20 protein-coding genes are annotated in these 24891 nt (G+C 70.8%); 9 read left to right on the forward strand and 11 right to left on the reverse strand.

The genetic code is table 11. The features are described from left to right. Window positions 1–13: 13 nt before the first annotated feature. The 4 genes from ACFUPX_RS04055 to ACFUPX_RS04070 form a co-directional block, all read right to left on the reverse strand. Window positions 14–928 carry an endonuclease domain-containing protein gene (locus ACFUPX_RS04055; RefSeq protein WP_383315504.1) on the reverse strand — a complete coding sequence of 305 codons (915 nt, stop codon included), beginning with the start codon at window positions 926–928 and terminating at the stop codon, window positions 14–16. 150 nt (window positions 929–1078) lie between these two features. Further along, window positions 1079–2059, reverse strand: coding sequence for an alpha/beta fold hydrolase (locus ACFUPX_RS04060; RefSeq protein WP_383315507.1), 981 nt, complete (start codon window positions 2057–2059; stop codon window positions 1079–1081). A 187-nt stretch (window positions 2060–2246) separates the two neighbouring features. After that, window positions 2247–5810: a DNA polymerase III subunit alpha gene (gene dnaE, locus ACFUPX_RS04065; RefSeq protein ID WP_383315509.1), complete on the reverse strand. Its 3564-nt coding sequence runs from the start codon at window positions 5808–5810 to the stop codon at window positions 2247–2249. Between the two features lie 29 nt (window positions 5811–5839). After that, complete coding sequence (locus tag ACFUPX_RS04070) at window positions 5840–6448, reverse strand: TetR/AcrR family transcriptional regulator (protein ID WP_383315512.1); 609 nt, start codon at window positions 6446–6448, stop codon at window positions 5840–5842. A 138-nt stretch (window positions 6449–6586) separates the two neighbouring features. On the opposite strand from ACFUPX_RS04070, the gene ACFUPX_RS04075 reads away from it, so the two are divergent. Beyond that, a complete protein-coding gene (locus tag ACFUPX_RS04075) occupies window positions 6587–6970 on the forward strand; it encodes a VOC family protein (RefSeq protein ID WP_383315515.1) in 384 nt (127 codons plus the stop codon). On the opposite strand, the gene ACFUPX_RS04080 is transcribed toward ACFUPX_RS04075, so the two are convergent. After that, a complete protein-coding gene (locus tag ACFUPX_RS04080) occupies window positions 6967–8571 on the reverse strand; it encodes a FadD3 family acyl-CoA ligase (protein WP_383315518.1) in 1605 nt (534 codons plus the stop codon). The two genes, ACFUPX_RS04075 and ACFUPX_RS04080, sit on opposite strands and share 4 nt — an antisense overlap. Window positions 8572–8697: 126 nt before the next feature. Here ACFUPX_RS04080 and ACFUPX_RS04085 point away from each other — a divergent pair, with 126 nt between their 5' ends. The 3 genes from ACFUPX_RS04085 to ACFUPX_RS04095 are packed head-to-tail and all read left to right on the forward strand — an operon-like array spanning window position 8698 to window position 11129. Beyond that, window positions 8698–9849: a lipid-transfer protein gene (locus ACFUPX_RS04085; RefSeq protein WP_383315521.1), complete on the forward strand. Its 1152-nt coding sequence runs from the start codon at window positions 8698–8700 to the stop codon at window positions 9847–9849. A 57-nt stretch (window positions 9850–9906) separates the two neighbouring features. Then, window positions 9907–10356 (forward strand): Zn-ribbon domain-containing OB-fold protein, encoded by a 450-nt coding sequence (locus tag ACFUPX_RS04090; RefSeq protein ID WP_383315524.1) that lies wholly within the window; start codon window positions 9907–9909, stop codon window positions 10354–10356. Further along, window positions 10353–11129, forward strand: a complete 777-nt coding sequence (locus ACFUPX_RS04095; RefSeq protein ID WP_383315527.1) for an enoyl-CoA hydratase/isomerase family protein — start codon at window positions 10353–10355, stop codon at window positions 11127–11129. Before ACFUPX_RS04090 ends, ACFUPX_RS04095 begins: the two co-directional genes overlap by 4 nt. A 301-nt stretch (window positions 11130–11430) precedes the next feature. Here ACFUPX_RS04095 and ACFUPX_RS04100 read toward each other — a convergent pair whose 3' ends face one another. Further along, window positions 11431–13791 carry a PQQ-binding-like beta-propeller repeat protein gene (locus ACFUPX_RS04100; RefSeq protein ID WP_383315529.1) on the reverse strand — a complete coding sequence of 787 codons (2361 nt, stop codon included), beginning with the start codon at window positions 13789–13791 and terminating at the stop codon, window positions 11431–11433. Window positions 13792–14118: 327 nt separating this feature from the next. Between ACFUPX_RS04100 and ACFUPX_RS04105 the strand changes: the two genes are divergently transcribed. Continuing rightward, window positions 14119–14766: a TetR family transcriptional regulator gene (locus tag ACFUPX_RS04105; protein ID WP_383315532.1), complete on the forward strand. Its 648-nt coding sequence runs from the start codon at window positions 14119–14121 to the stop codon at window positions 14764–14766. Between the two features lie 117 nt (window positions 14767–14883). Here ACFUPX_RS04105 and ACFUPX_RS04110 read toward each other — a convergent pair whose 3' ends face one another. Further along, complete coding sequence (locus tag ACFUPX_RS04110; RefSeq protein ID WP_383315536.1) at window positions 14884–15405, reverse strand: nitroreductase/quinone reductase family protein; 522 nt, start codon at window positions 15403–15405, stop codon at window positions 14884–14886. Continuing rightward, a complete protein-coding gene (locus tag ACFUPX_RS04115; RefSeq protein WP_383315539.1) occupies window positions 15405–16703 on the reverse strand; it encodes an acyl-CoA dehydrogenase family protein in 1299 nt (432 codons plus the stop codon). Before ACFUPX_RS04115 ends, ACFUPX_RS04110 begins: the two co-directional genes overlap by 1 nt. A gap of 190 nt (window positions 16704–16893) precedes the next feature. On the opposite strand from ACFUPX_RS04115, the gene ACFUPX_RS04120 reads away from it, so the two are divergent. Then, complete coding sequence (locus ACFUPX_RS04120) at window positions 16894–18120, forward strand: acetyl-CoA acetyltransferase (protein ID WP_383315544.1); 1227 nt, start codon at window positions 16894–16896, stop codon at window positions 18118–18120. 20 nt (window positions 18121–18140) lie between these two features. On the opposite strand, the gene ACFUPX_RS04125 is transcribed toward ACFUPX_RS04120, so the two are convergent. Continuing rightward, window positions 18141–18371 (reverse strand): hypothetical protein, encoded by a 231-nt coding sequence (locus ACFUPX_RS04125; RefSeq protein ID WP_383315547.1) that lies wholly within the window; start codon window positions 18369–18371, stop codon window positions 18141–18143. A 201-nt stretch (window positions 18372–18572) separates the two neighbouring features. On the opposite strand from ACFUPX_RS04125, the gene ACFUPX_RS04130 reads away from it, so the two are divergent. After that, on the forward strand, window positions 18573–19259 hold the full coding sequence (locus ACFUPX_RS04130; protein WP_383315551.1) for a pyridoxal 5'-phosphate synthase: 687 nt from the start codon (window positions 18573–18575) through the stop codon (window positions 19257–19259). Between the two features lie 102 nt (window positions 19260–19361). Here the strand turns inward: ACFUPX_RS04130 and ACFUPX_RS04135 are convergent, their stop codons facing one another. Continuing rightward, window positions 19362–20351, reverse strand: coding sequence for a GNAT family N-acetyltransferase (locus ACFUPX_RS04135; protein ID WP_383315554.1), 990 nt, complete (start codon window positions 20349–20351; stop codon window positions 19362–19364). 40 nt (window positions 20352–20391) lie between these two features. Next, on the reverse strand, window positions 20392–20832 hold the full coding sequence (locus tag ACFUPX_RS04140) for a Zn-ribbon domain-containing OB-fold protein (protein ID WP_383315557.1): 441 nt from the start codon (window positions 20830–20832) through the stop codon (window positions 20392–20394). A 345-nt stretch (window positions 20833–21177) separates the two neighbouring features. Here ACFUPX_RS04140 and ACFUPX_RS04145 point away from each other — a divergent pair, with 345 nt between their 5' ends. Together ACFUPX_RS04145 and ACFUPX_RS04150 are read left to right on the forward strand one after the other, a co-directional pair. Then, window positions 21178–22350, forward strand: coding sequence for a flavin-containing monooxygenase (locus ACFUPX_RS04145; protein WP_383315560.1), 1173 nt, complete (start codon window positions 21178–21180; stop codon window positions 22348–22350). Window positions 22351–22633: 283 nt separating this feature from the next. Next, on the forward strand, window positions 22634–24859 hold the full coding sequence (locus tag ACFUPX_RS04150) for an acetate--CoA ligase family protein (protein WP_383315563.1): 2226 nt from the start codon (window positions 22634–22636) through the stop codon (window positions 24857–24859). Window positions 24860–24891: the final 32 nt, after the last annotated feature.

Here is a 24891-nt window from a genome sequence, read left to right on the forward strand (position 1 = left end):
CCCCCCCACACGCTCAGCGGGTGGTGGGCGTGCCTCGTATCTGGGTCAGGGTTTGCTTGATCTTCGTGATGAATGCGGCGGGGGTCCCGAAGACCTCCTCCGCGCCGAAACGCAGCACCACCCTCACCTCCGGACATGCCGCGAGGTCGTTGTAGCGGGCCAGGTCGCGGCGGTGGGCCTCGCGTGAGCCGTGGTACGCGTAGCCCTCGATCTCGACGACCACGCCCTCCTCCCGGAAGAGGAAATCGGGGCGGCAGCGGCGGCCGGCCGGCGTCAGCAGGTCCACCTGGGTCGAGGGGCGCAGGCCCGCGTCGTGCATCCGTAGCCGCGCCACCGTCTCCGCCGGTGAACCGGCGAGCGGATCGGCCAGCGCCAGCCAGTGGCGCGCCCGGGTGGCGCCCGGCAGGGGGGCGTCCAGGGCCGAGGCGAGCGCGGCCGTACCGGTCAGCGCAGGGCGCCGGGTACGGCCGACCGTCCGCCGGGTCAGCGCCGAGTCGACCGCCACGAGCGCCTCGTCCCTCGTCCCGCCTCGCAGCAGGTCGGCCAGCGTGCGCGCGACCGTCGTCACCCTTAGCTCCCGCGTCACGGTGACGTCCTGAGGCGGCAGCTCAAGCCAGTGCGTACGCGCCCCTGCCCGGCGTCGCGACCGGCGCGGGTCGGTGAACTCCACCTCCTCGCGCAGCACCTCGATGCCCCAGAGCACCGCCGCTGCCCTGTGGCTCGCCACCAGGCCCGGCATGGCCAGTTGCCCGGCCCAGAGGCGCAGTTTCAGGTCCACCGCGCGACCCGGCTCCGCCCAGGCTCCGCCCGGGATCCGCGTCCACCCCTCGGCGGCCAGCGTCCGGAACAGCTTGCTCCGGGGCCACCCCGCCTCCCTGGCCCAGCGGGCCAGCAGCACCCCCTCGACGACCAGCTCCCGCAGTCCCAACGGTTGCGGATCCCCCGATTTCACCGATTTTCCCGATTCCCCCATCCCGCAAGGCTCCCGCAACGGGCCCCGCCCCGTGCCCCCCTGTGGACAACCATGCGCCGATCACCCTCACAAGCCACTCAAGCCACTCAATCCGCGTGGGACTCCTCACGCCGCGTGGAACTCCCTCAACCACTCCACCAAGAGCCGGTTCACCTCGTACGCCCGCTCCTGCTGCACCCAGTGCCCGCACCCATCGAGGATGTGCGAGGACAGCAGGCCGGGCAGGGTCTGCGGGTACGCCTTGATCGCGTCGGCCAGCCATGTCGTCGACGCGTCCTGGTCGCCGCCGATGAACAGGGACGGCTGTGTGAGGGGGGCGCCGTCCCAGGGGGCCAGGTCCTCCCAGTCGCGGTCGACGTTGCGGTAGCGGTTGAGGCCGCCCGTCAGGCCCGTGCGTTCGAAGTCGGACGCGTAGACGTCGAGGTCCTCCTCCGTCAGCCAGGAGGGCAGGGCCGGCCCTGTCGGGAAGCGGTCCGACATTCGTCCGCCTCGGGGGACGAAGTGGAGGCTCGGGCTGTCGGGCGACGGCATCGTGTCGGCGGACAGGCTTGCGTAGAAGCCCGCCAGCCACCCCCGCACGTCCGGCTCGATCTCGGCCTCCGCCCTCCCCTCCTCCTGGAAGTAGCTGACGTAGAACTCCTCGTCCCCGCCGATACGGGCGAACGCGTCCGTCGGCCGGAAGCCGTTCCGCGGCGCGTACGGGACGCTCAGCAGCCCCACCGCCGTGAAGACGTCCGGCCTCAGCAGCGCCGAGTTGGCCGCGATGGCCGAGCCCCAGTCGTGGCCCACGATCGTCGCGGTCTCCGCGTCGAGGGCCCGTACGACACCGACGTTGTCGGCGACGTGCGCCAGCATCCGGTACGCCTCCACCTCACGCGGCTTCGACGAACGCCCGTAGCCCCGCACGTCGATCGCCACCGCACGGAAGCCCGCCTCGGCGAGCACCGGTAGCTGGTGGCGCCAGGAGTACCAGGACTCGGGGAAGCCGTGGACGAGGAGGACGAGCGGCCCCGTTCCCTGCTCCACGAGGTGGATCCGGCCGCCGGGGACGTCCACCAGTCGGTGGTGCTGGGTGGGGTGCGGCATGTTTCCTCCCGGGTCGGTGGAGACAGTGGAGACGGTGGGTGGGTGGGTGCGTATGCGTATGCGGATGCGTATGCGGATGCGTACGCGGATGAGTGCCTACCTCATGATCCTGGGCCACCACTCACATCGCCCGCGAGAAACTTTGCCGACTCGGCAAATGGCTCAGCCCTGGTTCCTCCTGGACCCCCTACGCCCCCCGCTCCACCACCACCGCCGCCTTCAGGTCCGCCCAGAACTCCGGGCTGACCGCGATCCGGAACCCGAGGCGGTACACCGTCGTGCGTTCCCTCCCCCGCACCCGCAGCCGCACCTCCGTGGGGCCCGGGTGCGAGCGGAGGATCTCCTTCAGCTGGGCCACCGAGCGCGGGGTCACCTGGGGCTCGTGCAGGTCGAGTACGACGGGGGCGTCCGCCGCCGCGCGCGAGAGGTCGGGGACCGAGAGTTCCATCGCCACCAGGCGCGGCACGTCCTCCCGCTTGTCGAGGCGGCCCTTCACGAACACCACGGTGTCCTCGACCAGTTGGGTGGACAGCAACTGGTACGTCGCCGGGAAGAACATGCACTCCAGCGACCCCGCCAAATCCTCCACCGTGGCGACCGCCCACGCGTTGCCCTGCTTCGTCACCTTCCGCTGGAGCCCTGAGATGATGCCCCCGATCGTCACCACCGCACCATCCGCGTGCTCGCCCCCGGTCAGGCTCGCGATCGCCGCGTCGGCCTTGGCGGACAGGACGTGCTCGATGCCGAACAGGGGGTGGTCGGATACGTAGAGGCCGAGCATCTCGCGCTCCTGGGCCAGGAGATGGCTCTTCTCCCACTCGTCGGACGGGAACTCGACGTCGAGCGCGAGCACCGTCGCCCCCGCGGCACCATCCCCGTCACCACCTCCGCCTCCACCTCCGTCGCCGCCACCGTCGCCGAACAAGTCGAACTGGCCCTCCGCCTCCCTCCTCTTCACCTGTACGACGTTGTCGATCAGAGGTTCATAGCAGGCCGTAAGGCCTTTGCGCGTATGTCCCATCTCGTCGAAAGCCCCCGCCTTGATGAGGGATTCGGTCGTCCGTTTGTTGCAGGCGGTGGCGTCCACCTTCTTCAAGTAGTCCGGGAAGGATGCGTACTTACCCTTCCGCTCGCGGGACTTGATGATCGAGTCGACCACGTTCGCGCCGACGTTCCGTACCGCCGTCAGGCCGAAGAGAATGACGTCGTCACCCTGCGCCGCGAAGTTCGCCACCGACGCGTTCACGTTCGGCGGCAGGACCTTGATCCCCATCCGGCGGCACTCGTTGAGATAGACCGCCGACTTGTCCTTGTCGTCCCGGACGGAAGTCAGCACCGCGGCCATGTACTCGGCCGGGTAATTCGCCTTCAGGTACGCCGTCCAGTACGAGACAAGTGCGTACGCCGCCGCATGCGCCTTGTTGAACGCATAGCCCGCGAACGGCACCAGGACGTCCCACACCGCCTGGATCGCCTCGTCCCCGTAACCCCGCTCCCGGCAGCCGTCGCGGAACGGGACGAATTCCTTGTCCAGGACCTCCTTTTTCTTCTTCCCCATCGCGCGCCGCAGCAGATCCGCCTGGCCCAGCGTGTATCCCGCGAGCACCTGCGCCGCCTTCTGCACCTGCTCCTGGTAGACGACCAGGCCGTACGTCAGGCCGAGCACGTCCCGCAGGGGTTCCTCCACCTCCGGGTGGATCGGGGTGATCTCCTGTTGGGCGTTCTTGCGGAGGGCGTAATTGGTGTGGGTGTTCATCCCCATCGGGCCGGGGCGGTACAGCGCCGTGACCGCCGTGATGTCCTCGAACTCGTCCGGTTTCATCAGCCGCATCAGCGAGCGCATGGGGCCGCCGTCGAATTGGAAGACCCCCAACGTGTCACCACGCCCGAAGAGTTCAAAGGTGCGGGAATCCGCAAGGGGGAGGGAGAGGAGGTCCAGTGCCACGCCCTTGTTCGCCGCCACCATCTTGACCGCGTCGTCCATGATGGTCAGATTCCGCAGGCCGAGGAAGTCCATCTTGAGCAGGCCGAGCGATTCGCACTGCGGGTAGTCCCACTGCGTGATCGTCACGCCGTCGCTGTGCCGCACCCACACCGGTACGTGGTCGGTGATCGGCTCGCTGGACATGATGACGCCGGCCGCGTGCACACCCATCTGCCGGACCAGGCCCTCGACGCCCTTTGCGGTGTCGATGACCTTCCGTACGTCGGGTTCGCCCTCGTACATTCCACGGATCTCACCCGCCTCGCCGTGGCGGGGGTGGGACGGGTCCGTGATGCCGGCGAGATCGATTCCCTTTCCGCCCGCGTCCGGTGGCATCGCTTTCGTCAGGCGGTCGCCCATCGCGTACGGATATCCGAGGATCCGAGCGGAGTCCTTGATGGCGTTCTTCGCCTTGATCTTTCCGTATGTGCCGATCATGGCAACCTTGTCGGCGCCGTACTTCTCCGTCACATAGCGGATGACCTCCACGCGCCTGCGCTCGTCGAAGTCGATGTCGACGTCCGGCATCGACACGCGCTCGGGGTTCAGGAAGCGCTCGAAGATCAGGCCGTGCGTGATCGGGTCCAGGTCCGTGATGCCCATCGCGTACGAGACCAGGGAGCCGGCCGCCGAGCCGCGTCCCGGGCCTACCGCGATGCCGATCTTCTTGGCCAACATGATGAAGTCGGCGACCACGAGGAAGTAGCCGGGGAACCCCATCTGGATGATGATGTCCATCTCGTACTCGGCCTGCCGCGCATACGCGTCCCCCACCCCCTCGGGAAACCGGCGCCGCATTCCGGTGGCCACCTCCTCCCGGAACCAGCTGATCTCCGAATAGCCGTCCGGAACAGCGAACTTGGGCATCAGGTCGCGCTTCTCGAACATTGCGGTCGTATCGATCTGCTCGGCCACCAGCAGCGTGTTCCGGCAGCCCTCCTGCCAGGCGTCCGAGGAGTCGACGGCGTACATCTCGTCCGCCGACTTCAGGTGATAGCCGGTGCCGTCGAAACGGAAGCGGTCGGGATCGGAGAGGTTCTTGCCCGTCTGGATGCAGAGCAGGGCGTCGTGCGCGGCGGATTCACGGGCGTAGGTGTAGTGCGAGTCATTGGTGACGAGCGGGGGAATCCCCAGGCTTCTGCCGATCTCCGACAAGCCGTCCCTGACCCGGCGTTCGATCTCAATGCCGTGGTCCATCAGCTCCAGGAAATAGCGGTCCTTGCCGAAGATGTCCTGGTACTCGCCCGCCGCCCTGCGGGCCTCCTCGTACTGGCCCAGACGTAGGCGGGTCTGGAGCTCACCGGAAGGACACCCGGTGGACGCGATCAGACCCTCCGACCACTGGGAGATCGTCCCCTTGTCCATGCGCGGCCACTTCTGCAGCCAGCCCTCCGCGTACGCGTCCGAGGAGAGCCGGAAGAGATTGTGCAGGCCCGTGCTGTTCGCCGCCCAGATCGTCTTGTGCGTGTAACCACCCGAACCGGACACGTCGTCACGCTTCTGATGCGGCTGGCCCCACCGCACCTTGCGCTTGTCGCGGCGGGACTCCGGGGCGACGTACGCCTCGATGCCGATGATCGGCGTGACGCCTGCGCCCTGGGCCTGGTGGAAGAAGTCGTACGCCCCGTGCAGATTGCCGTGGTCCGTCATCGCGATGTGGGACATGCCCATGTCGGTGCAGGCCTGGAACATGTCGCCGAGCCGCGCGGCGCCGTCGAGGAGCGAGTACTGGGTGTGAACGTGCAGGTGGGTGAAGGGCTTCGGCACTTCCGCTCCCGCTTCCCGTGGTCGTTCGGTCAGTCGGCGGTCGAGCCGGACCCTGCCCCGGCTTCCTCTTCGAGCCGCCGGGCGATGACGCGCAGGCCGACCGCCACGTCGTGGGCCGACGGGGCGTGGTCCGGGTCGATGAGCCACTGCTGGGTCAGGCCCGCGACCAGGGCCATGTGGACCGAGCCGACCGCGCGGGCCGTGTCCGGGTCGTCGGCGGCGTCGATGCCGTGCAGGTGGGCGGCCATCTCGGGGCGCGCGCGCTCGTACGCGGCGGCGATCTGTTCGCGGATCTCGGGGGCGCGCTCAGCCTGCGCGAAGGCCTCGGTGCTCGCGACGAGCATGGGCCGGTCCGTGGCCTCGGAGCCGATGATGCGGGCCCACATCCGCTCCAGGGGCTCGGGCGCACCGCCGCCCTCCGCCTCGGACGGACGGTCGACGATCGCCGTGCCCCACTCCATGAGGGTCTCCAGGAGGGCGGCGTTGAGCAGGGCCTCCTTGGAGCCGTAGTGGTAGTTGATCGTCCCTACGGGGGCGTTGTTCGCGGCGGCCGCGATGTCCCGCGATGTCGTGCGGGCGTATCCCCGCTCCTGGAGGCATCGCTTGGCGCCGGTCATCAGCTGTTCTCGGTGTCCCATGGATCCACCGTACAACAGTCTTGAACGTCCGTTCAGAACAGAGGTTCAGAACGCGCGTTCAAGTAGAGTCGGGCTCCGGCATCACCGCGCCGGAAACTCGTTGGACACCCCCCGCGCCCCTCCCCGATAGTGCGGCGCATGACCTCACTTGTGCGCCACCTCACGTTCGACTGTTCCGACGCCTACCGTCAGGGCACCTTCTGGGCCGAAGTGCTCGGTGGGAAAATCTCCGACGACGACTTTCCCGGTGATCCGGAAGCCCTCGTCGAGGCCGACGGCATCACTCTGCTCTTCGTGACCGTGCCCGAGGGCAAGGCCCTGAAGAACCGGCTGCACGTCGACCTTCAGCCGCAGGACCGCACCCGTGACGAGGAGGTCGAGCGGCTCGTGGAGCTCGGGGCCAAGGTGGTGGGCGACCATCGGGTGGCCGACGGGCGTGGCTGGGTCACGCTCAGCGATCTGGAGGGCAACGAGTTCTGCGTGGAGCGCAGTGCCGGGGAGCGGGCCGCGACCAGCAACTAGGCTCTGGTGCCTCGCAGTTCACGCTTGACGACCTTGCCGCTCGCGTTCCTCGGCAGCTCCGTCACGAACTCGATCTCCCTGGGGACCTTGTAGTTCGCCATTTCGCGGCGCGACCACGCGATCAGGTCGTCGGAGGTGAGGACCGCCCCCGAACGCCGCACCACGTACGCCTTGCCCACCTCGCCGAGGCGCGGATCCGGGACACCGATGACCGCCACGTCCGCCACCTGCGGGTGCACTCCGATGAGTTGCTCTATCTCGGCGGGATAGGCGTTGAAGCCGCCGACGATGAACATGTCTTTGATCCGGTCCGTGATCCGGAGATTGCCCGCCTCGTCCAGGACCCCGACATCACCCGTCCGCAGCCAGCCGTCCGGCGTGACCGCTTTCTTCGTCTCCGCCGGATCCTCGAAGTAGCCCTGCATGACGTTGTGTCCGCGTACCAGCACCTCTCCGGGATGGCCTGGGGAGAGCTCCTCGCCTCCCGGGCTGACCACCCGCACCTCCGTGTCCGGTATCGCCCGGCCCGAGGTCGACGCGATCACCTTCGCGGCGTCCCCCTGGCGGCACATCGTCACGATGCCGCTGGCCTCCGAGAGGCCGTAAGCCGTCAGGACCGTGGCGATGTGCAGCTCGGCGCGCAGGCGCTCGACCAGTTGCAGGGGGACCACCGCCGCCCCCGTCACCACCAGGCGCAGAGCCGACAGGTCGTACTGGTCGCGGGCGGGGTGGTCGAGGAGGGACTGGTGCAGGGTCGGCGGGCCCGGCAGGACCGAGATCCTCTCCGCGGCCACGTTCGCCAGGACCGTGTCCACGTTGAAGACCGGCTGCGGGATCATCGTCGCGCCGCGCATCAGGCAGGCGATGATCCCGGCCTTGTAGCCGAAGGTGTGGAAGAACGGGTTCACGATCAGATAGCGGTCGCCTTCGCGCAGGCCCGCGAGCTCGCTCCACACGTCGTAGCAGCGCAGGGACTGGGCGTGGGTGATGACCGCGCCCTTGGGGCGTCCTGTCGTGCCCGAGGTGTAGATGATGTCCGAGGGCGCCGCCGCGTCGATGCCGTCCGCGCGCGCCCGTACGTCCTGGGCGCTCACCCCGTCGCCGCCGGCCAGGAAGTCCTTCCAGGTCCGGAAGTCCTCCGGGGCGTCGTCGGACAGGACGACCACCTGCTCCAGGTGCGGGAGGCCGGGGAGGGGACCTTCCCCCTTGCCCTCCACGGCCGCGCGGCGCAGCGAGGCCACGTACGACGTGCCGAGGAAGGTGCCCGTCACGAAGAGCAGCTTCGCGCGGCTGCGCTGCAGTACGTAGGACGCCTCCGCGCCCTTGAAGCGGGTGTTGAGGGGGACCAGGACCGCGCCCGCGGTCACCGCGCCGAGCGCCGAGACGATCCAGTCGAGGGTGTTGGGTGCCCAGACGGCCACTCTGTCCCCGGAGTCGACTCCACTGGCCATGCACGCGGCGGCTGCCCGCTCCACGCGCCGGCCGAGCTCCGCGTACGAGACGCGGGCGCGGCCGTCGACGACCGCTTCCCGGTCGCCGTACCGCTCGGCCGCGGCCCGGACCAGTCCCGGGATGCTGCCCCACTCCAGGTCGCCGCGCATCGCAAGCCCCTCCGCCGCAGTAGCTGACTATCCGTCAGATTAGCTGTAACCTGACGCGCTGTCAGCAGTCGGGACGACGTATGGCGAAGCCCTGGAGCCTCGCCACTCGCGGAGGTGCCGTGGCCCATGGCTTCACTCAAAGACGCTACAGCGATAGTCGGAATCGGGCAGACCGCGTTCGCCAAACAACTGCCCGAGGACGAGGAGACGTTGGCCTGCCGGGCGATCGTCGCCGCGCTCGACGACGCGGGCATCGCGCCGTCCGAGGTCGACGCGTTCGCCTCGTACACGATGGAGGAGACGGACGAGGTCGAGGTCGCCAAGGCCATCGGCGCGGGCGACGTGACCTTCTTCAGCAAGGTCGGCTACGGGGGCGGCGGTTCCTGCGCGACCATCGCGCACCTCGCGTCCGCCGTCGCCACCGGACAGGCGAACGTCGGCATCGCCTGGCGCTCCCGCAAACGCGGCAGCGGCCCGCGCCCCTGGAAGAACACCGCGGTCCAACTCCCCACCCCCGGCCAGTGGACGCGCCCCTTCGGGCTGCTCCGCCCGGCGGACGAGATCGGGATGCTGGCCCGCCGCTACATGCACGAGTACGGGGCCACCCGCGACCACCTGTTCAATGTCGCCCTCGCGTGCAGGAACCGGGCGAACCAGAACCCGGCCGCGATGATGTACGAACGGCCACTGACCCGAGAGATGTACATGTCGTCGAGATGGATCAGCGAGCCGCTGTGTCTGTTCGACAACTGCCTTGAGACGGATGGCGCGTTGGCGTGCGTCATCGTGTCGGCCGAGCGCGCGCGGGACTGCCGGCAGAAGCCCGTGTACGTCCACTCCGTCGCCCAGGGGCTGCCCGCGCAGCACCACGGAATGGTCAACTACTGGAACGACGACCCGCTGACGGGCCCGGCCTGGACGGCGGCCCGCCACCTCTGGAAGCAGGCGGACTTCGCCCCGGAGGACGTGGACGTCGCCCAGATCTACGACGCGTTCACCCCGCTGATCCCGCTGTCCCTGGAGGGGTACGGCTTCTGCGGCCGGGGCGAGGGCGGCGCGTTCACGGAAGGCGGCGCACTGGAGAGCGGCGGGCGCCTGCCGATCAACACCGGGGGCGGCGGCCTGAGCGAGGCGTACGTCCACGGCTTCAACCTCATCAACGAGGGCGTGAAGCAGCTGCGGGGCACGAGCACGGCCCAGGTGCCCAACGCGGCCACGTGTCTGGTGACCGCAGGTGAGGGAGTCCCGACGTCGGCGGTACTGCTGCGGGCCCCTTAGGGGCGCGGGCAACTGCGCGAGCAACTACGACGGCCCGCACCCGGAAGAGGCGAGAACATGGCAGACGCGACCACCGAGCCCCTGCTGTCCCCCACCATCGACAAGGACGGCGCCCCCTTCTGGGAGTACGCCGCCCAGGGCGAACTCCGGATACAAGCCTGCACCGCCTGCGGCGAGCTCCGGTTCCCGCCCAGGCCCTGCTGCCCCCACTGCCAGTCCTTCGACGGCGAGTGGCGCAGGATGAGCGGACGGGGCCGCATCTGGTCCTACGTCCGCCCACACCCGCCCCTGCTCCCCGCCTACGCCGAGCAGGCCCCGTACAACGCGATCATCGTCGAGCTGGCCGACGCCCCCCGCATCCGCCTGGTCGGCAACCTCGTCGCCGCCCCGGACGCCCCGCTGGACTCCGTCGACCCCGAGCGCCTGCGCATCGGCGCGAAGGTGCAGGTGGCGTTCACCGACGTGGGCGGGATCGCGATGCCCCGCTGGCTCCTGGAGCGGCCATGAGCCTGCGCACGGCGTTCGACAAGGAGGCGGGCGTGGCGGTCGTCACCCTCGACCGTCCTGCCCGCCACAACGCCATCGACACCGAGACCGCCGCTCAACTCGCCACTGCCTGGAGGGAGTTCCGGTTCGACGACACCGTGCGGGCGATCGTGCTCACCGGCGCCGGGGACAAGGCGTTCTGTACGGGCATCGACCGTGACACGGACGTACCGCAGCCCGACTCCCCCTACTCGATGGATGATCCGCTCCTCTCCATCGGCCCCAAGGCCAACGACCTGTGGAAGCCGGTCATCGCCGCCGTCAACGGCATGGCGTGCGGGGGCGCCTTCTACCTGCTGGGCGAGGCGGAGTTCGTCGTCGCCGCCGAGCACGCCACGTTCTTCGACCCGCACACGACGTACGGAATGGTCAGCGCGTACGAGGCGATCCTCATGGCGCAGCGCATGCCGCTCGGCGAGGTCGCCAGGATGTCGCTGATGGGGACGGCCGAGCGGGTCTCCGCGCGGCGGGCGTACGAGACGGGCCTGGTCTCTGAAGTGACGTCGTCCGAAGACCTGTTGGCGGCGGCGACGAGCGCGGCCGAAGCCATCGCGTCCTACCCGACCGAGCCGGTCCAAGGCACCGTACGCGCGCTGTGGGCGGCGAAGGAGGCGGCCCGCACCCAGGCCCTGGCCCAGGCGCCGCACCTCATCGCGCTCGGCAACCTGCCGCCGGAGCGGCAGGCGGGGCTTTTCACGGGGCGGGGGCGCGGCAGCGGCTTCCGCATCAGGTGAGCGAGGACAGTAGCGAGGGCAGTAAGGGCTCGGGGCTTCGCGGCTGCCATGTTCCTGGCCCCTTCCGGGTGCGGAACCGTCGTGGCCAGTCGCGCAGTTCCCCGCGCCCCTTACGGGTCCCGGAGTCCCGGACCGCCCGCATGGCAGGGTTCACGCACTCGGCGTAACGTCACCAGTGGACGGCCGCCGTCCGGAGCCCCTTCCAACGCTGGCACGACGGCCGTCACGAGTGGGGCGGGGCTCGACCCGGGGTGAACGGGTGGGAAAGATCCGCACCCGAGAGCAGAGGCACCCAGGTCCGCTAGGACCGAGCGGTGCCGGTCCCCCGCTCCGCGTCCAGCGCGTACACGCACCGGTCCTTGCTGCACGCGTACACCACGCCGTCCCGCACCACCGGCGCCCCGGTGATCTCGCCGCCCGTGGCCAGCTTCCAGCGCAGGCGGCCGTCGTCCGCCTTGAGCGTGTACAGCAGGTGGTCCGTCGAACCGAAGTGGATCCGCCGGTCGGCCACGACGGGTGTGCCGACGACCTCGCCGCCCGCCTGGAAGCGCCACTTCGGCGTCCCCGTCACCGCGTCCAGGGTGTAGAGCCCCTTGCCGCTGCCCACGTGGACGTGGCCGTCGGCGACCAGGACGGGCTCGATCGACGCCCGGGACTCCGTGGCGATGCGCCAGCGGTCCCGGCCGTCCGTGGCGTCCAGGGCGTACACCGTGCCCAGGTAGTCCGCCAGGTACACGCCACCGCCGGTGACCGCGGGCCCCGGCGCGAACGTGGGCGGACACAGGAAGGCGGCGGGCGCCTCGAAGTGCCACCGGACGTGTCCTGCGGCGACGTCGATCGCCAGGACCCGGGACCCCGCGGACACGTACACGTACCCGTCCTGCGCGGGTGCGAGCCGCACCGGGACGCCGCCGCAGGAGGCCGCGTCACCGATGGGGTACGACCACCGCTCGTCGCCCGTGCGGGCCTCCAGGGCACGCAGGCGCGCGCCCTTCCACACGTAGACCGTGCCGTCGTGGACGACGGGCCCGGCCTCCGGGGTCTCGAAGTCGGTCTGGGCCCCGGTGATCTCCCAGAGCTTCTGGCCGTTCGCGGCCTCCCAGGCCTGTACGCCGCCGCCGCGCGTCCCGGTGACGACGGTGCCGCGGTCGGCCTGGAGGGAGTACACCCAGGCGTCGGTGTTCAGGCGCCACAGGTCGGTGCCCTCGGCGCCGTCGAGGGCGTAGAGCGTGGGTCCGTCGGAGGCGTGGATACGTCCGTCGGCGACCGCCATGGACCAGGCGACGTCCCGTGTCTTGAAGCTGCGGCGGCCCGTGCCGACGTCCAGGGCGTGCACCTCGAAGGAGGTGACGTACACGAGGTTCCCCGCGACGGCGGGCGTCCCCCAGACGTCGTTGGACATCCGGAACCGCCACGGCCGCCACGCGGCGCCCGCGTCCGGCGCGACGGTGGGTCCGGGCACCACGGGGTCCACGCCGTTCGCCGCGGCCTTGGACCGCGACCACGACGCGGCGATCCCGGTGTCGGCGGGCACCGCGCCCACGGCTACGGCCCGCGCGTCGGCCACCCGCGGCCCCGGACCGATCGGCACCTTCGCCCCGGCCAGATGCACGGGCCCGGCGTCCGGCACGCCCCCGAAGGGCGGCGGCTGCGTCGGCGGCACCGGCGGCGCGTGCCGCGGCGGGGGCGGCGCGACGGCGGGGGCGCCACCGCGTCCGCCGCTGCGCCCGGAGGCGGCGACGGCGGCCCGCGCGGGCGCACGCCCGCCCCTGCGGGCCTCGATCAGCGCGACGGCCCGCTCCGGCAGCCACGCGGAGGCCGTGCCGCTGTCGCCGTCCTCGCTCTCCGAGGCGAAGAGGTGCGGTGCGAGCTGGGCCTGGAGGTCGTTGGGGCTGGGCCGCAGCGGAGCCTCCATCTGCATGCACGTCTCGATGAGCGGGCGCAGCTCGTCCGGGAGTCCCTCCAGGTCGGGGCCTTCCCGGAGCAGCATGAAGACGGTCTCCACGGGGTTCGCCCCGTGGAAGGGCGCATGCCCGGTGGCGGCGAAGACGAGCATCGAGCCGAGCGAGAAGACGTCGCTCGCGCCGGTCACGCTGCGTGAGTCCTTCGCCTGCTCGGGCGACATGTACGCCGGCGTGCCCACGGCGACGTTGGTCATGGTCAGGCGGGTGTTCGAGACGCCGGACGCGATGCCGAAGTCGATGACGCGCGGGCCGTCCTCCACCACGAGGACGTTCGAGGGCTTGAGGTCACGGTGGACGAGGCCCGCGCCGTGGATGGACTCCAGGGCCTCGGCGACGCCCGCCGCGAGCCAGCGCACGGCCTGCGTGGGCAGCGGCCCGTGTTCATTCACTATTTCTTCGAGCGAGGGAGCGGGCACGTAGGCGGTGGCCAGCCACGGCACCGCCGCACGCGGATCGGCGTCCACGACAGCTGCCGTATAGAAACCGGACACGGCGCGCGCGGCCTCGACCTCGCGCGTGAAGCGGACACGGAACAGCTGGTCCTCGGCGAGCTCGGTCCGCACCGTCTTGATCGCCACACGCCGTCCTGACGCGGAGCGCGCGAGGTAGACGAGCCCCATGCCACCGGCTCCGAGCCGGCCGAGCACCTCGAACGGGCCGATCCGCCTCGGATCGTGCTGCGTCAGCTGATCCACCACTTGCCCTGCCACCTCCCCGTACGCGGGCGCCGTATGAGCGGCCCCGTGCAGCGTCTCACCACCGAGCCGCTCCGGCGGCACGCACCCTGATTCTTCCTGTCCGGGGCGGCGGTTGCGAACCCGGGGCGGGATCGGGGTGTTGTGGGACAAAGAAGGCGTGAGAAGAGGGAGATATGTGAGCGAAATTTGATTCGAACATTTGAACCATTCACATATGGCGCCGGATCGGCGTGCGAAACCGAGAAGAATGCCCCCCGCAATACGGCTTCCAACCCCATTTGCACTCGGCCGAATCGCGCTCCGATCACCCCTCGGTAAGCTGACGGCATGACAGGACAGGTACGTACCGTCGACGGCCGCGTGGCCGGTCGGCGCGGTCAGGCGACGCGTCAGAAGCTGCTCGACTGCCTCAGCGAGATGCTCAGCTCCTCGCCCTACCGGGACGTCAAAGTCATCGACGTCGCCCGGAAGGCGGGGACTTCACCCGCGACCTTCTATCAGTACTTCCCGGACGTCGAAGGCGCCGTCCTGGAGATCGCCGAGCAAATGGCCGCGGAGGGCGCTGAGTTGACCCAGCTCCTCGACGGCCGTTCATGGGTCGGCAAGGCGGGATGGCAGACCTCGCAGGAGCTGGTCGAGGGCTTCCTCGACTTCTGGCGCAAGAACGACGCGATCCTCCGGGTGGTCGATCTGGGCGCCGCGGAAGGTGACAAACGCTTCTACAAGCTCCGCATGAAGATCCTGAACTCGGTCAACAACTCCCTTACGGAAACGGTCAAGGAGCTCCAGGCCAAGGGCAAGGTCGACAAGGACGTCAACCCTGCCGCCATGGCCGGCTCCCTGGTGGCGATGCTCGCGGCGGTCGCCTCGCACCAGCGGGGTTTCCAGACGCGGGGCGTCAAGCAGGCCGAACTCAAGCCGAACCTCGCACTGTTGGTGCATCTGGGCGTAACAGGCAAGAAGCCGACGAAGTAGGGCATCTCATACGTCTCTTCTGACGCTTCCCAAGTCCTGTCACCACAGCGGCGGATCACGGCACCACCGTGATCCGCCGCCGTGTTCCCCGATCAGTCCGTGCCCGCACTCCCCCGATCAGTCCGTGCGCCGCTCCAGGCGGAACAGCCGGATCTCCCGGTCCACACGGGACTGGTACGTCGCGTAGGGCGGCCAGAACTTCAGCGCCGCCTCCCACACCTCCGCCCGCTCGTCCCCAGCCAAGAGCCGCGCCCTGACCGGAATGTCCACGCCTTGCCAGTTGACGTCGGCGTCCGGATGGGCGATGAGGTTGCCGGTCCAGGCCGGGTGCCCAGGGCGCCCGAAGTTCGAGCCGACGAGGATCCAAGTCCCCTTTTCCTGCGCCCCTTCCGGGCCCTGTGGCCCCTGCGGTCCTTCCGCCCCCTCCGGCATGCAGGCCAGCGGAGTGCGCCGGGGAAGGCCGCTCTTGGCGCCGCGCACCGTCAGGATCAGCCCCGGCAGCATCTTCGCGCTGAGCAGCACTTTGCCGCGCGTGAGGCGGTGCACCGTGCGGTCCATCGCGGGGATGAAGTGCGGGGCGACCTTCGCGAAGGCCCGGGTGGACGACATCTTCTGTATGAGGCGGACACCGGGCGGCATCAGACGGCCGCCTTCGGCTGTGCTTCCGGGGTCGGCGAAGGCGCCGGGGCCGAGGCCGGGGACGGGGACGGGGACGAGGACGGGGGCGCGTCCGGGGCCGAGCCTGAGCCCGAGGCCTTCACCGCGCCGGTGAACAGCTCGGCCCGTTCCGCCGCCCGCGCCCGCAGCCGGTGCACGGGCCCGAAGAGCAGCTCGTCGCTCGACGCCCGCTTGAAGTACAGATGCGCCTCGTGCTCCCAGGTGAACCCGATGCCGCCGTGCAGTTGCACGGCTTCCGACGCGGCGGTCCGCAGCGCGTCGAGCGACTGCGCGAGCGCGAGCCCCCCGACCTGTTCGGACCCGGCGCCCGCGGCCCATGCCGCGTAGTACGCCGCCGACCGCGCGGCCTGCACCTGTACGTACACGTCCGCGAGCCGGTGCTTGACGGCCTGGAAGGACCCGATCGCCCGCCCGAACTGCTCGCGCTGCTTGACGTACTCGACGGTCCGCTCGAGCGCCCGGTCCGCGGCGCCCACGGCTTCGGCGGCGAGCACGGTGGCGGCCTCGTCACCGGCCGCGGCGAGCGCGCCCGGCACATCGGCGTCGTCAGTGGCCCCGAGCAACTCGGCCGCCACGTCCCGCAGTTCGACGCGGGCCTGCGGCCGGGTCTCGTCGAGGGAGGTCTGCCGGGTCCGTACGAGCCCGGCGGCGCCCTCGCGCACGAGATAGAGGAGCGTACGGGAGCGCGCGAAGCCCCCCGTGTGCGCGGCCACGACGAGCAGCCCGGCGCTGTGCCCGTCCAGCACCTGCTCGGCCTGGCCGTAGAGCTTCCAGACGCCGTCCGACAGCTTGGCCTGCACACCGCCCGCACGGCCGCCGCCCGACCAGTCGCCGAGGTTGTCCCCGACGAGGCCGAGCGCGGTGGCGAGCCCGGCGCCGGGCACGGCGAGCGCGGCGGTCAGGCCGCCCGCCGCGATGCGGGGCAGCAGCTCCGCCCGCTGCCCGTCGGTGCCGAGCCGCTCCAGGAGCGGGGCGACCAGCGCTGCGGTGGCGAAGAGGGGCGAGGGGGTGAGGGCGCGGCCCAGCTCCTCGCTGCTGAGGGCGAGCTCCGCCGAGCCGCACCCCACACCGCCGTACGCCTCGGGGACGGCGATGCCGGGCAGGCCGAGCTGGTCGGCGAGGGCGGACCAGAGGGCGGCGTCGTATCCGGCGGGGGTGCGGACCGCGGCCTTCACCTCGTCCGGGCCGCAGCGTTTGGTGACGAGCTCACGAAGGGTGCGGCGGATTTCTTCCTGCTCCGCGGTGAAGGCGGCGTCCATCGGCGAGCTCCTCCCCCGGGCCTCGGCCGTGCCCCTCGGCGCCGTGCACGAGGGGGGCCGACCCGGATCTGACGGGCCGTCATGCTAAGTCGGCGTCCGCCAGATGCACAGGGCCGCGACCAGATGCGCGGCGCCGCGACGGCACGTAACACCTCCCTGCGTCCGTCACATCTGATGTACCGTCAGATTTATGCCAACTCCCCTCCCCCCAAGCCCCCCTGCGGCATCGGCCGGTACGGGCGCGGCGGTGACCCGTCCGCGCAAAGTGGCCGTCGTCGGCATATCCCTCTCCGACTGCGGCCGCGTCGACGAAGCCACCCCCTACGCCCTGCACGCCCAGGCCGCCCGCCGCGCCCTCGCCGACTCGGGCCTTCGCCGCGAGGTCATCGACGGCGTCGCGTCCGCAGGCCTGGGCACGCTCGCCCCGGTGGAGGTCGCCGAGTATCTGGGCCTGAAGCCGCGCTGGGTCGACTCCACCTCCGTCGGCGGCTCCACCTGGGAGGTCATGGCCGCCCACGCGGCGGACGCGATCGCCGCGGGCCGCGCCAACGCCGTACTCCTCGTCTACGGCTCGACGGCGAGGGCGGACATCAAGGCGAAACGACGCACGTCGAACCTGTCGTTCGGCGCGCGCGGCCCCCTCCAGTTCGAGGTCCCCTACGGGCACTCCCTGATCTCCAAGTACGCGATGGCGGCCCGCCGCCACATGCACGAGTACGGCACGACCCTCGAACAGCTCGCCTCGGTCGCGGTCCAGGCACGGGCGAACGCCGCGACCAACCCCGACGCGATGTACCGCACCCCGATCACGGTCGACGAGGTCCTCGAAGGACCGATGATCGCGGACCCCTTCACCAAACTGCACTGCTGCATACGGTCCGACGGCGGATGCGCGGTGCTCCTGGCGGCGGAGGAGTACGTGGCCGACTGCGCGTCGACCCCGGTCTGGGTGCTCGGCGCCGGCGAGCACGTCTCGCACACGACGATGTCCCAGTGGGAGGACTTCACGGTCTCCCCGGCCGCGGTGAGCGGCCGCCTGGCGTTCGAACGGGCGGGAGTGCGCCCCGAGGACGTCGACGTGGCGGAGATCTACGACGCCTTCACCTACATGACCCTGGTGACCCTTGAGGACCTCGGGTTCTGTGCGAAGGGCGAGGGCGGCGCGTTCGTGGAGAAGGGCCGCCTGCTGCGGGACGGCGAACTCCCGACGAACACGGACGGCGGCGGCCTCTCCGCCCAACACCCCGGAATGCGCGGCCTGTTCCTCCTCGTGGAGGCGGTACGGCAGCTGCGCGGCGAGGCGGGCGAGGGCCGCCAGGTACGGAAGGCGGGCGGAAGGCTCCCGGAGGTGGCGGTGGCGTCGGGGACGGGCGGATGGTTCTGCTCGTCGGGGACGGTGGTGCTGGGGCGAGGCTGAGCAGCCCCGCCCGCAGCCGATCAGGAGACGTACAGCTTGTAATAGCCGGTGCCGCCGGGGTTCGCGTCACACCTGTACTTGTTGAAGCCCTCGCGGACGTACTGCTGACCCGCGTCGATGCAGTAGCTGCGGCTGGCGTACGTGGCGATGTACTGCCAGGCCTCACCCTGAGCCTGCGCGCTGACGGTACCCAGACCGAGCAGCGAGACGGTCGCGGCCCCTGTCGTCAGAAGTGCTGCGATTTTGCGCATGTTGTTCTTCCTTCCCGTGCGGCCGAGGTGCGGAAGGGACGCAGGGGGATCATGTTGAAGTATTCACGAGTGCGCAACATCTTTGTCGAATTCGCGTACGAACATCCAAGTGGCTTGACCTGAACGGGAGTTACCCGCGGGGTCTCACCTGGCGGCGCACCGCTGAGCCGCACGCGAAGGCCGCTCCCGTAGATTCGCCGGATGGACGAATCCGACAGCCGGCCCGACGACACCACCCACGGCCGCGCCCTCCTGCGCTCACTCCGTGTCTGGGACACCGAACTGCCCCCCTTCGACCCGGCGGCCGCCCCCGCCGAACCGCTCCCCCTGTTCTGGCAGTGGTTCGTGGACGTGGCCGAGGCGGGCCAGGTGGAACCGCACACCATGAGCCTGGCCACGGCGGACGACTCGGGACGCCCCGACGTACGGACGCTGATGCTGCACGACGCGGACGCCGCGGGCTGGCACTTCGGCTCCCACGCGGGCAGCGCGAAGGGCCGCCAGCTCGCGGCGCGCCCCGAAGCCGCGCTCGGCTTCTACTGGCCGGTGCAGGGCCGCCAGGTCCGGGTGCGGGGCCAGGTCACCACGGCGAGCGCCGCCGAGAGCCGCGCCGATCTCGGACGCCGGTCGCCCGGGGCACTGGCTTCGGCGCTGGTCGGCAGGCAGAGCGAGGTGCTGCCGTCGTACGGGGACCTGGTGGCCGCCAGCCAGGCCGCCTGGGAGCACGCGCAGGCGGAGCCGGACGCCCCGGCGCCGAGCTGGACCCTGTACGTGCTCGACCCGACGGAGGTCGAGTTCTTCCAGGGCGACGCGCGCCGCAGGCACGTGCGGCTGCGGTACGTGCGGGGGACGGACGGCAGCTGGTCCAAGGAGCTGCTGTGGCCGTGAGGGTCTGAGAACAGGGGATCCAGCGGGACGGGGGATCCAGCGGGACGGAGGATCCAGCGGGACGGAGGATCCAGCGTGCCGGGGGATCCAGTGGGACGGGGGTCAGTCCGTGAAGCCGTACTGCGTGAAGTCCCGCACCGGGCGGAAACCGATCCGCTGGTAGAGCGCGTTGCTCGTGGGGTTGCCGACGTCGGTGAAGAGCAGCACCTCGTCCGCGCCCGCCGCCAGCGCGGCGCGGCTCACCGCGACGGTCGCCGCGCCCCCGTAGCCCCGACCGCGCAGGCCGGCGGGGGTGTAGACGGGGGCGACCCGGACCTGGCCCGCGACCTGGCGGGTGTTGCCCGCAAGGGCGACCGGGGTGCCGTCGGGCGTCTCCCAGAGGGTGGCGCCTCCATAGGCGATACGGGCGTCGGCCCACTCTCCGGCACCCGTCCCACCCCTCTCCCCGATGGCCTCGAGGTACTCCCCGTGCCAGCGCACGAGCAGCGCCCGGTCGGCGGCGGTGGCGACGCGCGCGCCGCCGGCCGGTGCGGGCTCGGGCGGGGTGAGGGTGCCCAGGCGGTACAGGCGCTGGGGGAAGCTGACGGTGGGGGTGGTGTTCGTCCGCCGCTGCCAGGCGGCGGAGAACGCGGCGGCGGTGGCGCTCTCGGCTCCGACCCCGGGCAGCTTCAGGCCCGCGTCGGCGAGGACTGCGGCGAGGTCGTCGGCGGCAGCGGTGTCGATGCCGTTGTCGGTGTCGATGTCGGTGCCGACGAGCGGGCTCAGCGCGAGGAAGTGCGGCGGGGTCCACAGAAAGGCGCCGCTCACCGGGCCTGCGCCGTGGGTGCCGTGGGTGCCGTGGGTGCCGTGAGTGCCGTGAGTGCCGTGGGCGCCATGACCGTCGTGATCCGGGTGGTCAACGCCTTCGGTGCGGATCCCGAAGAGGGGGTCTTCGTCCCCGTACACATGGAGCCCTCGCGTACGCAGCGTGTCGGTGACGCTGAGGAGCGCGGTGTGCAGGGCGGGGGCCGACCGCAGGAGGGCCGCCGCGCGGGAGTGGAACTCGTCGAGGTCGGAGGTCAACTGCCAGGCGGGACGCGGAGAGGAAGCCATGGCCGATGGTCCCCCGTGGCGCACCCTCAGCAGAAACGGTTTACGAAGCCGCCCGGAACACCGGCACCGCTACACCCTCGCCTTCCCCCGCCTCTCGGAACGCCACCTCCAGCGCCATCCCGATCCGCAGCACACCCGGCGCGTCCTCCTCGCAGTCGACGACCTCCGTCATCATGCGCGGCCCCTCGGCGAGGTCGACCACCGCGGCGACGTACGGGACGCGGGAGCCGAACGGCGGCAGGTCGTTCCGGTGGACCACCGACCAGGTGTAGAGCGTGGCCCGCCCACTCGCCCGCTCCCAACTGCCCTCCTCGCTCCAGCAGTACGGGCAGAACTCGCGCGGGTAGTGGTGCGCCTTGCCGCAGCTCCCGCAGCGGCGGATCAGGAGGTGGCCATCGGCCGCCGCGTCCCAGTAGGGGCGGGTGAAGGCGTCCGGCTCGGGGAGGTCGAAGCGCGGGCTCGCGGGGGTCGAAGTGCTCACAGGAACAGTCCCATCGTGTCGTCCACGGGCCACGCCTGCCTGGACATGGCGAGCAGGGGAGGCAGGGAAAGCGGGGGAAGCAGAGGAAGCGGGGGAAGCAGGGAAAGCCGGGGGAAGCAGGGCGAGTCAGATCGCGTCGCGTCCATGCCTGACGGTACGTCAGTTCAACGCATGCCCGACGCGTGCGCAAGAGGCGTACGCAAGAGGCCGTACGCCGCGTGGGCCCGGCGACGTGGCGCGAAGCCCACGGACGGAGGGTCCGGCGCGTACACCCGTGATCAATTCGCAACCGGTTTGGGGCTTGACCGTCCCCCATCAAGTGACCACGTGATTACTCTCAGATTCATGGCCGACACCACTCCCCCACATATGCCACACCAAGAACGCCCCGTGTACGTCGTCGGCGGCGGACCCGGCGGGCTTTCCGTGGCGGCAGCCCTGCGTGCGCGCGGCGTTCGCGCGGTCGTGCTCGAGAAGTCCGACCGGGTCGGCGCCTCCTGGCGCACGCACTACGACCGCCTGCGCCTGCATACGACGCGACGCCTCTCCGCCCTGCCCGGCCTCGCGATACCGCGCAGCTTCGGACGCTGGGTGTCACGTGACAACGTCCTGCGCTACCTGGAGAAGTACGCCGAGTTCCACCAGCTGGAGATCGTCACCGGCGTCGAGGTCTCCCGCATCGAGCGCACCGCCGACGGCGCGGGCTGGCTGCTGCACGCCAGCGGCGGCCGGGAGCTGACCGGCAGCGCGGTCGTGATCGCCACCGGGTACAACCACACGCCCCACCTGCCGAACTGGCCCGGCCGCGACACGTACACGGGCGAGCTCCTGCACGCGGGCTCCTACCGCGACCCGCGCCCCTACGAGGGCAAGGACGTCCTGGTCGTGGGCGTCGGCAACACCGGAGCCGAGATCGCCGTGGACCTCGTCGAGGGCGGCGCGGCCCGTGTCCGCCTCGCGGTGCGCACCGCGCCGCACATCGTCCGCCGCTCCACTGCGGGGTGGCCCGCGCAGCGCACCGGCATCCTCTGCCGCAGGCTGCCCGTCGCGCTCGTGGACCGGCTCGCGGGGCCGATCGCCAAGGTGAGCGTGCCCGACCTGTCCGCGCGGGGGCTGCCGCGCCCCACCAGCGGCCTGTACTCCCGGGTCAAGGAGGGCGCGATCCCGGTGCAGGACGTGGGCCTGATCGACGCGGTGCGCAAGGGCCGGGTCGAGCCGGTCGCGGCCGTCGACTCCTTCGAGGACGGCAAGGTCGTCCTCGCCGACGGCACGCTGATCGCCCCCGACACGGTCATCGCGGCCACGGGCTACCGCCGCGCCCTGGAGCCGCTCCTCGGCGACCTCGGCGTACTCGACCGGAAGGGCAGCCCGCTCGTCCGTGGCGCCCGCACCTCCAAGTCGGCCCCCGGTCTCTACTTCACCGGGTTCACCAACCCCATCAGCGGAATGCTCCGTGAGATGGCACTGGACGCCGAGAAGATCGCGAAGGCGGTGGCAGCCCGCCGGGCCCGCCCCTGAGAACCGCAGGCCCACGAATCGCCCCGTAAGGGGCGCGGGGAACCGCGCCACCAGCCAAGACGGCGCCGCAGTCGACCGACGCCCCTGCACGGAGAACCCCTGTGGCCGGTACTGCTCCCTCCCGGCGCCCGAGATCGCCGGAGAGGAGTAGCACCCCCAGAGCCATGGGTACTGCTGAAGGGCCGCCCCAATCTTTGTGCAGCACTGTTCCTGACACAGCGTCAGTTCAGTAATCTGACTATGCGTCAGTTGCATTGCTGTCACACAGGAGCGGGGCGGACCGATGCTTGGATCGACTTACGGCACCTTCACCACCGACCCCCGCCGCGCGCGTGTTGTGGCCTGCGGCGAAGCCCCGGCACCCGCCGTCCACGGACGGGCCGCCACGGCGGACGACCTGGACGTCAGCGGCCGCCCTCTGTACGCCGAAGTGCCGGATCTGGACCGGTTCTTCCGTCCCGAGTCCGTCGCCGTCATCGGCGCTTCGGACGCCGAGGGGCGGCCGAACACCGGCATCACGCGTCAGCTCATGGACTGGGCCGGGCGCTGCGGCGCCCGGCTGCATCCCGTGCACCCCACCCGCCAGTCCGTCTTCGGCACACCCTGCTTCCCCTCCGTCGCCGACCTGCCGGAACAGGTCGATCTGGCCGTACTCCTGGTCAGTGACCCCCTTCCCGTGATCGAGGAACTGGCCGAGTCCAAGGTCAAGTTCGCCGTTGCCTTCGCATCCGGCTTCGCCGAGACCGGCGAGGAGGGCGCGGCGGCCCAGGCCCGTCTCGCCGCCGCCGTGGAGCGCTCGGGCCTGCGTCTGCTCGGGCCCAACACCAACCTCAACGCCTTCGAGAAGTTCCGCGACGACCTCGAAGGACCGGCGATCGCGCTGATCACCCAGTCCGGCCACCAGGGCCGCCCCGTCTTCACGATGCAGGAGATCGGCGTACGCCTCTCGCACTGGGCGCCCACCGGCAACGAAGCCGACCTGGAGACCTCCGACTTCATCTCCTACTTCGCCGAGCGCCCCGAGGTCGGCGCCATCGCCTGCTACGTCGAGGGCCTCAAGGACGGCCGCTCCTTCCTGCTCGCCGCCGACCGCGCCGCCCAGCGCGGTGTGCCCGTCGTCGCGGTCAAGGTCGGCCGCACCGAGACCGGCGCCCGCATGGCCGCCTCACATACCGGCAAGCTCACCGGTGCCGACACGGTCGTCGACGCGGCGATGCGGCAGTTCGGCGTGATCCGCGTGGACGGTCTCGACGAACTCCAGGACACCTCCGCCCTGTTGGCGCGCGCCCGGCCTCCGCGGGCCGAGGGCGTCGTCGTGTATTCGATCTCGGGCGGCACGGGCGCGCACTTCTCGGACCTGGCGACCGAGGCGGGGCTGCGGCTGCCCACCCTCTCGGACGCCAAGCAGACGGAGCTGCACCAGTGGATACCGGACTATCTGAACGTCGCCAACCCCGTCGACAACGGCGGGCACCCGGTGGGCGACTGGCGCGGCCGGAAGATCATCGACGCGATCCTGGACGATCCGGAGGTGGGGGTGCTGATCTGTCCGATCACCGGTCCCTTCCCGCCGATGAGCGACAAGCTGGCGCAGGACCTGGTGGACGCGGCGGAACAGACGGACAAGCTGGTGTGCGTGGTGTGGGGCTCGCCCGTCGGCACGGAGGAGGCCTACCGCACGACGCTGCTCGGCTCCTCGCGCGTGGCCACCTTCCGTACGTTCTCCAACTGCATCACGGCGGTGCGCGCCTATCTGGACCACCACCGGTTCACGACCCGCTACCGCTCCCCCTTCGCCGAGGCCCCGCGCACCGCCTCGCCCTCCTTCCGCAAGGCGCAGGCCCTGATGCGGTCCGGTCAGCAGCTGAGCGAGCACGCGGCGAAGCAGCTGCTGCGCGCGTACGGGATTCGCGTACCGCGCGAGCAGTTGGTGACCAGTGCGGCGGCAGCCGTGCGGGCGGCGGGGCTCGTCGGCTACCCGGTGGTGATGAAGGCGTCCGGGGCGCGGCTCGCCCACAAGAGTGAACTGGGCCTGGTGAAGGTGGGGTTGACCTCGGCCAGTCAGGTCCGCGACGCCTATCGGGAGCTGACCGACATCGCCCGCTACGAGGGGATCGCGCTGGACGGCGTACTGGTCTGCCAGATGGTGGAGCGGGGCGTCGAGATGGTGGTGGGCGTGACGCAGGACGAGCTGTTCGGGCCGACGGTGACCGTCGGGCTCGGGGGTGTCCTGGTCGAGGTCCTGCGGGACGTGGCCGTACGGGTGCCGCCCTTCGGGGAGGGCCAGGCTCTCGCGATGCTCTCCGAACTGCGCGGGAGGCCGCTGCTGGACGGGGTCCGTGGTGCGCCGCCCGCGGACATCGACGCGCTCGTCGAGGTCGTGCTGCGGGTGCAGCGGATGGCTCTTGAGCTCGGCGATGAGCTGGCTGAGCTGGATATCAACCCCCTGATGGTGTTGCCGCGGGGACAGGGAGCGGTCGCGCTCGACGCCCTGGCCGTCTGCCGGTGAGCCGGACTGCGGATCACCGCTTCGCGGCGCGC

Source organism: Streptomyces sp. NPDC057302 (genome assembly GCF_042667685.1).
Classification (GTDB): Bacteria; Actinomycetota; Actinomycetes; order Streptomycetales; family Streptomycetaceae; genus Streptomyces.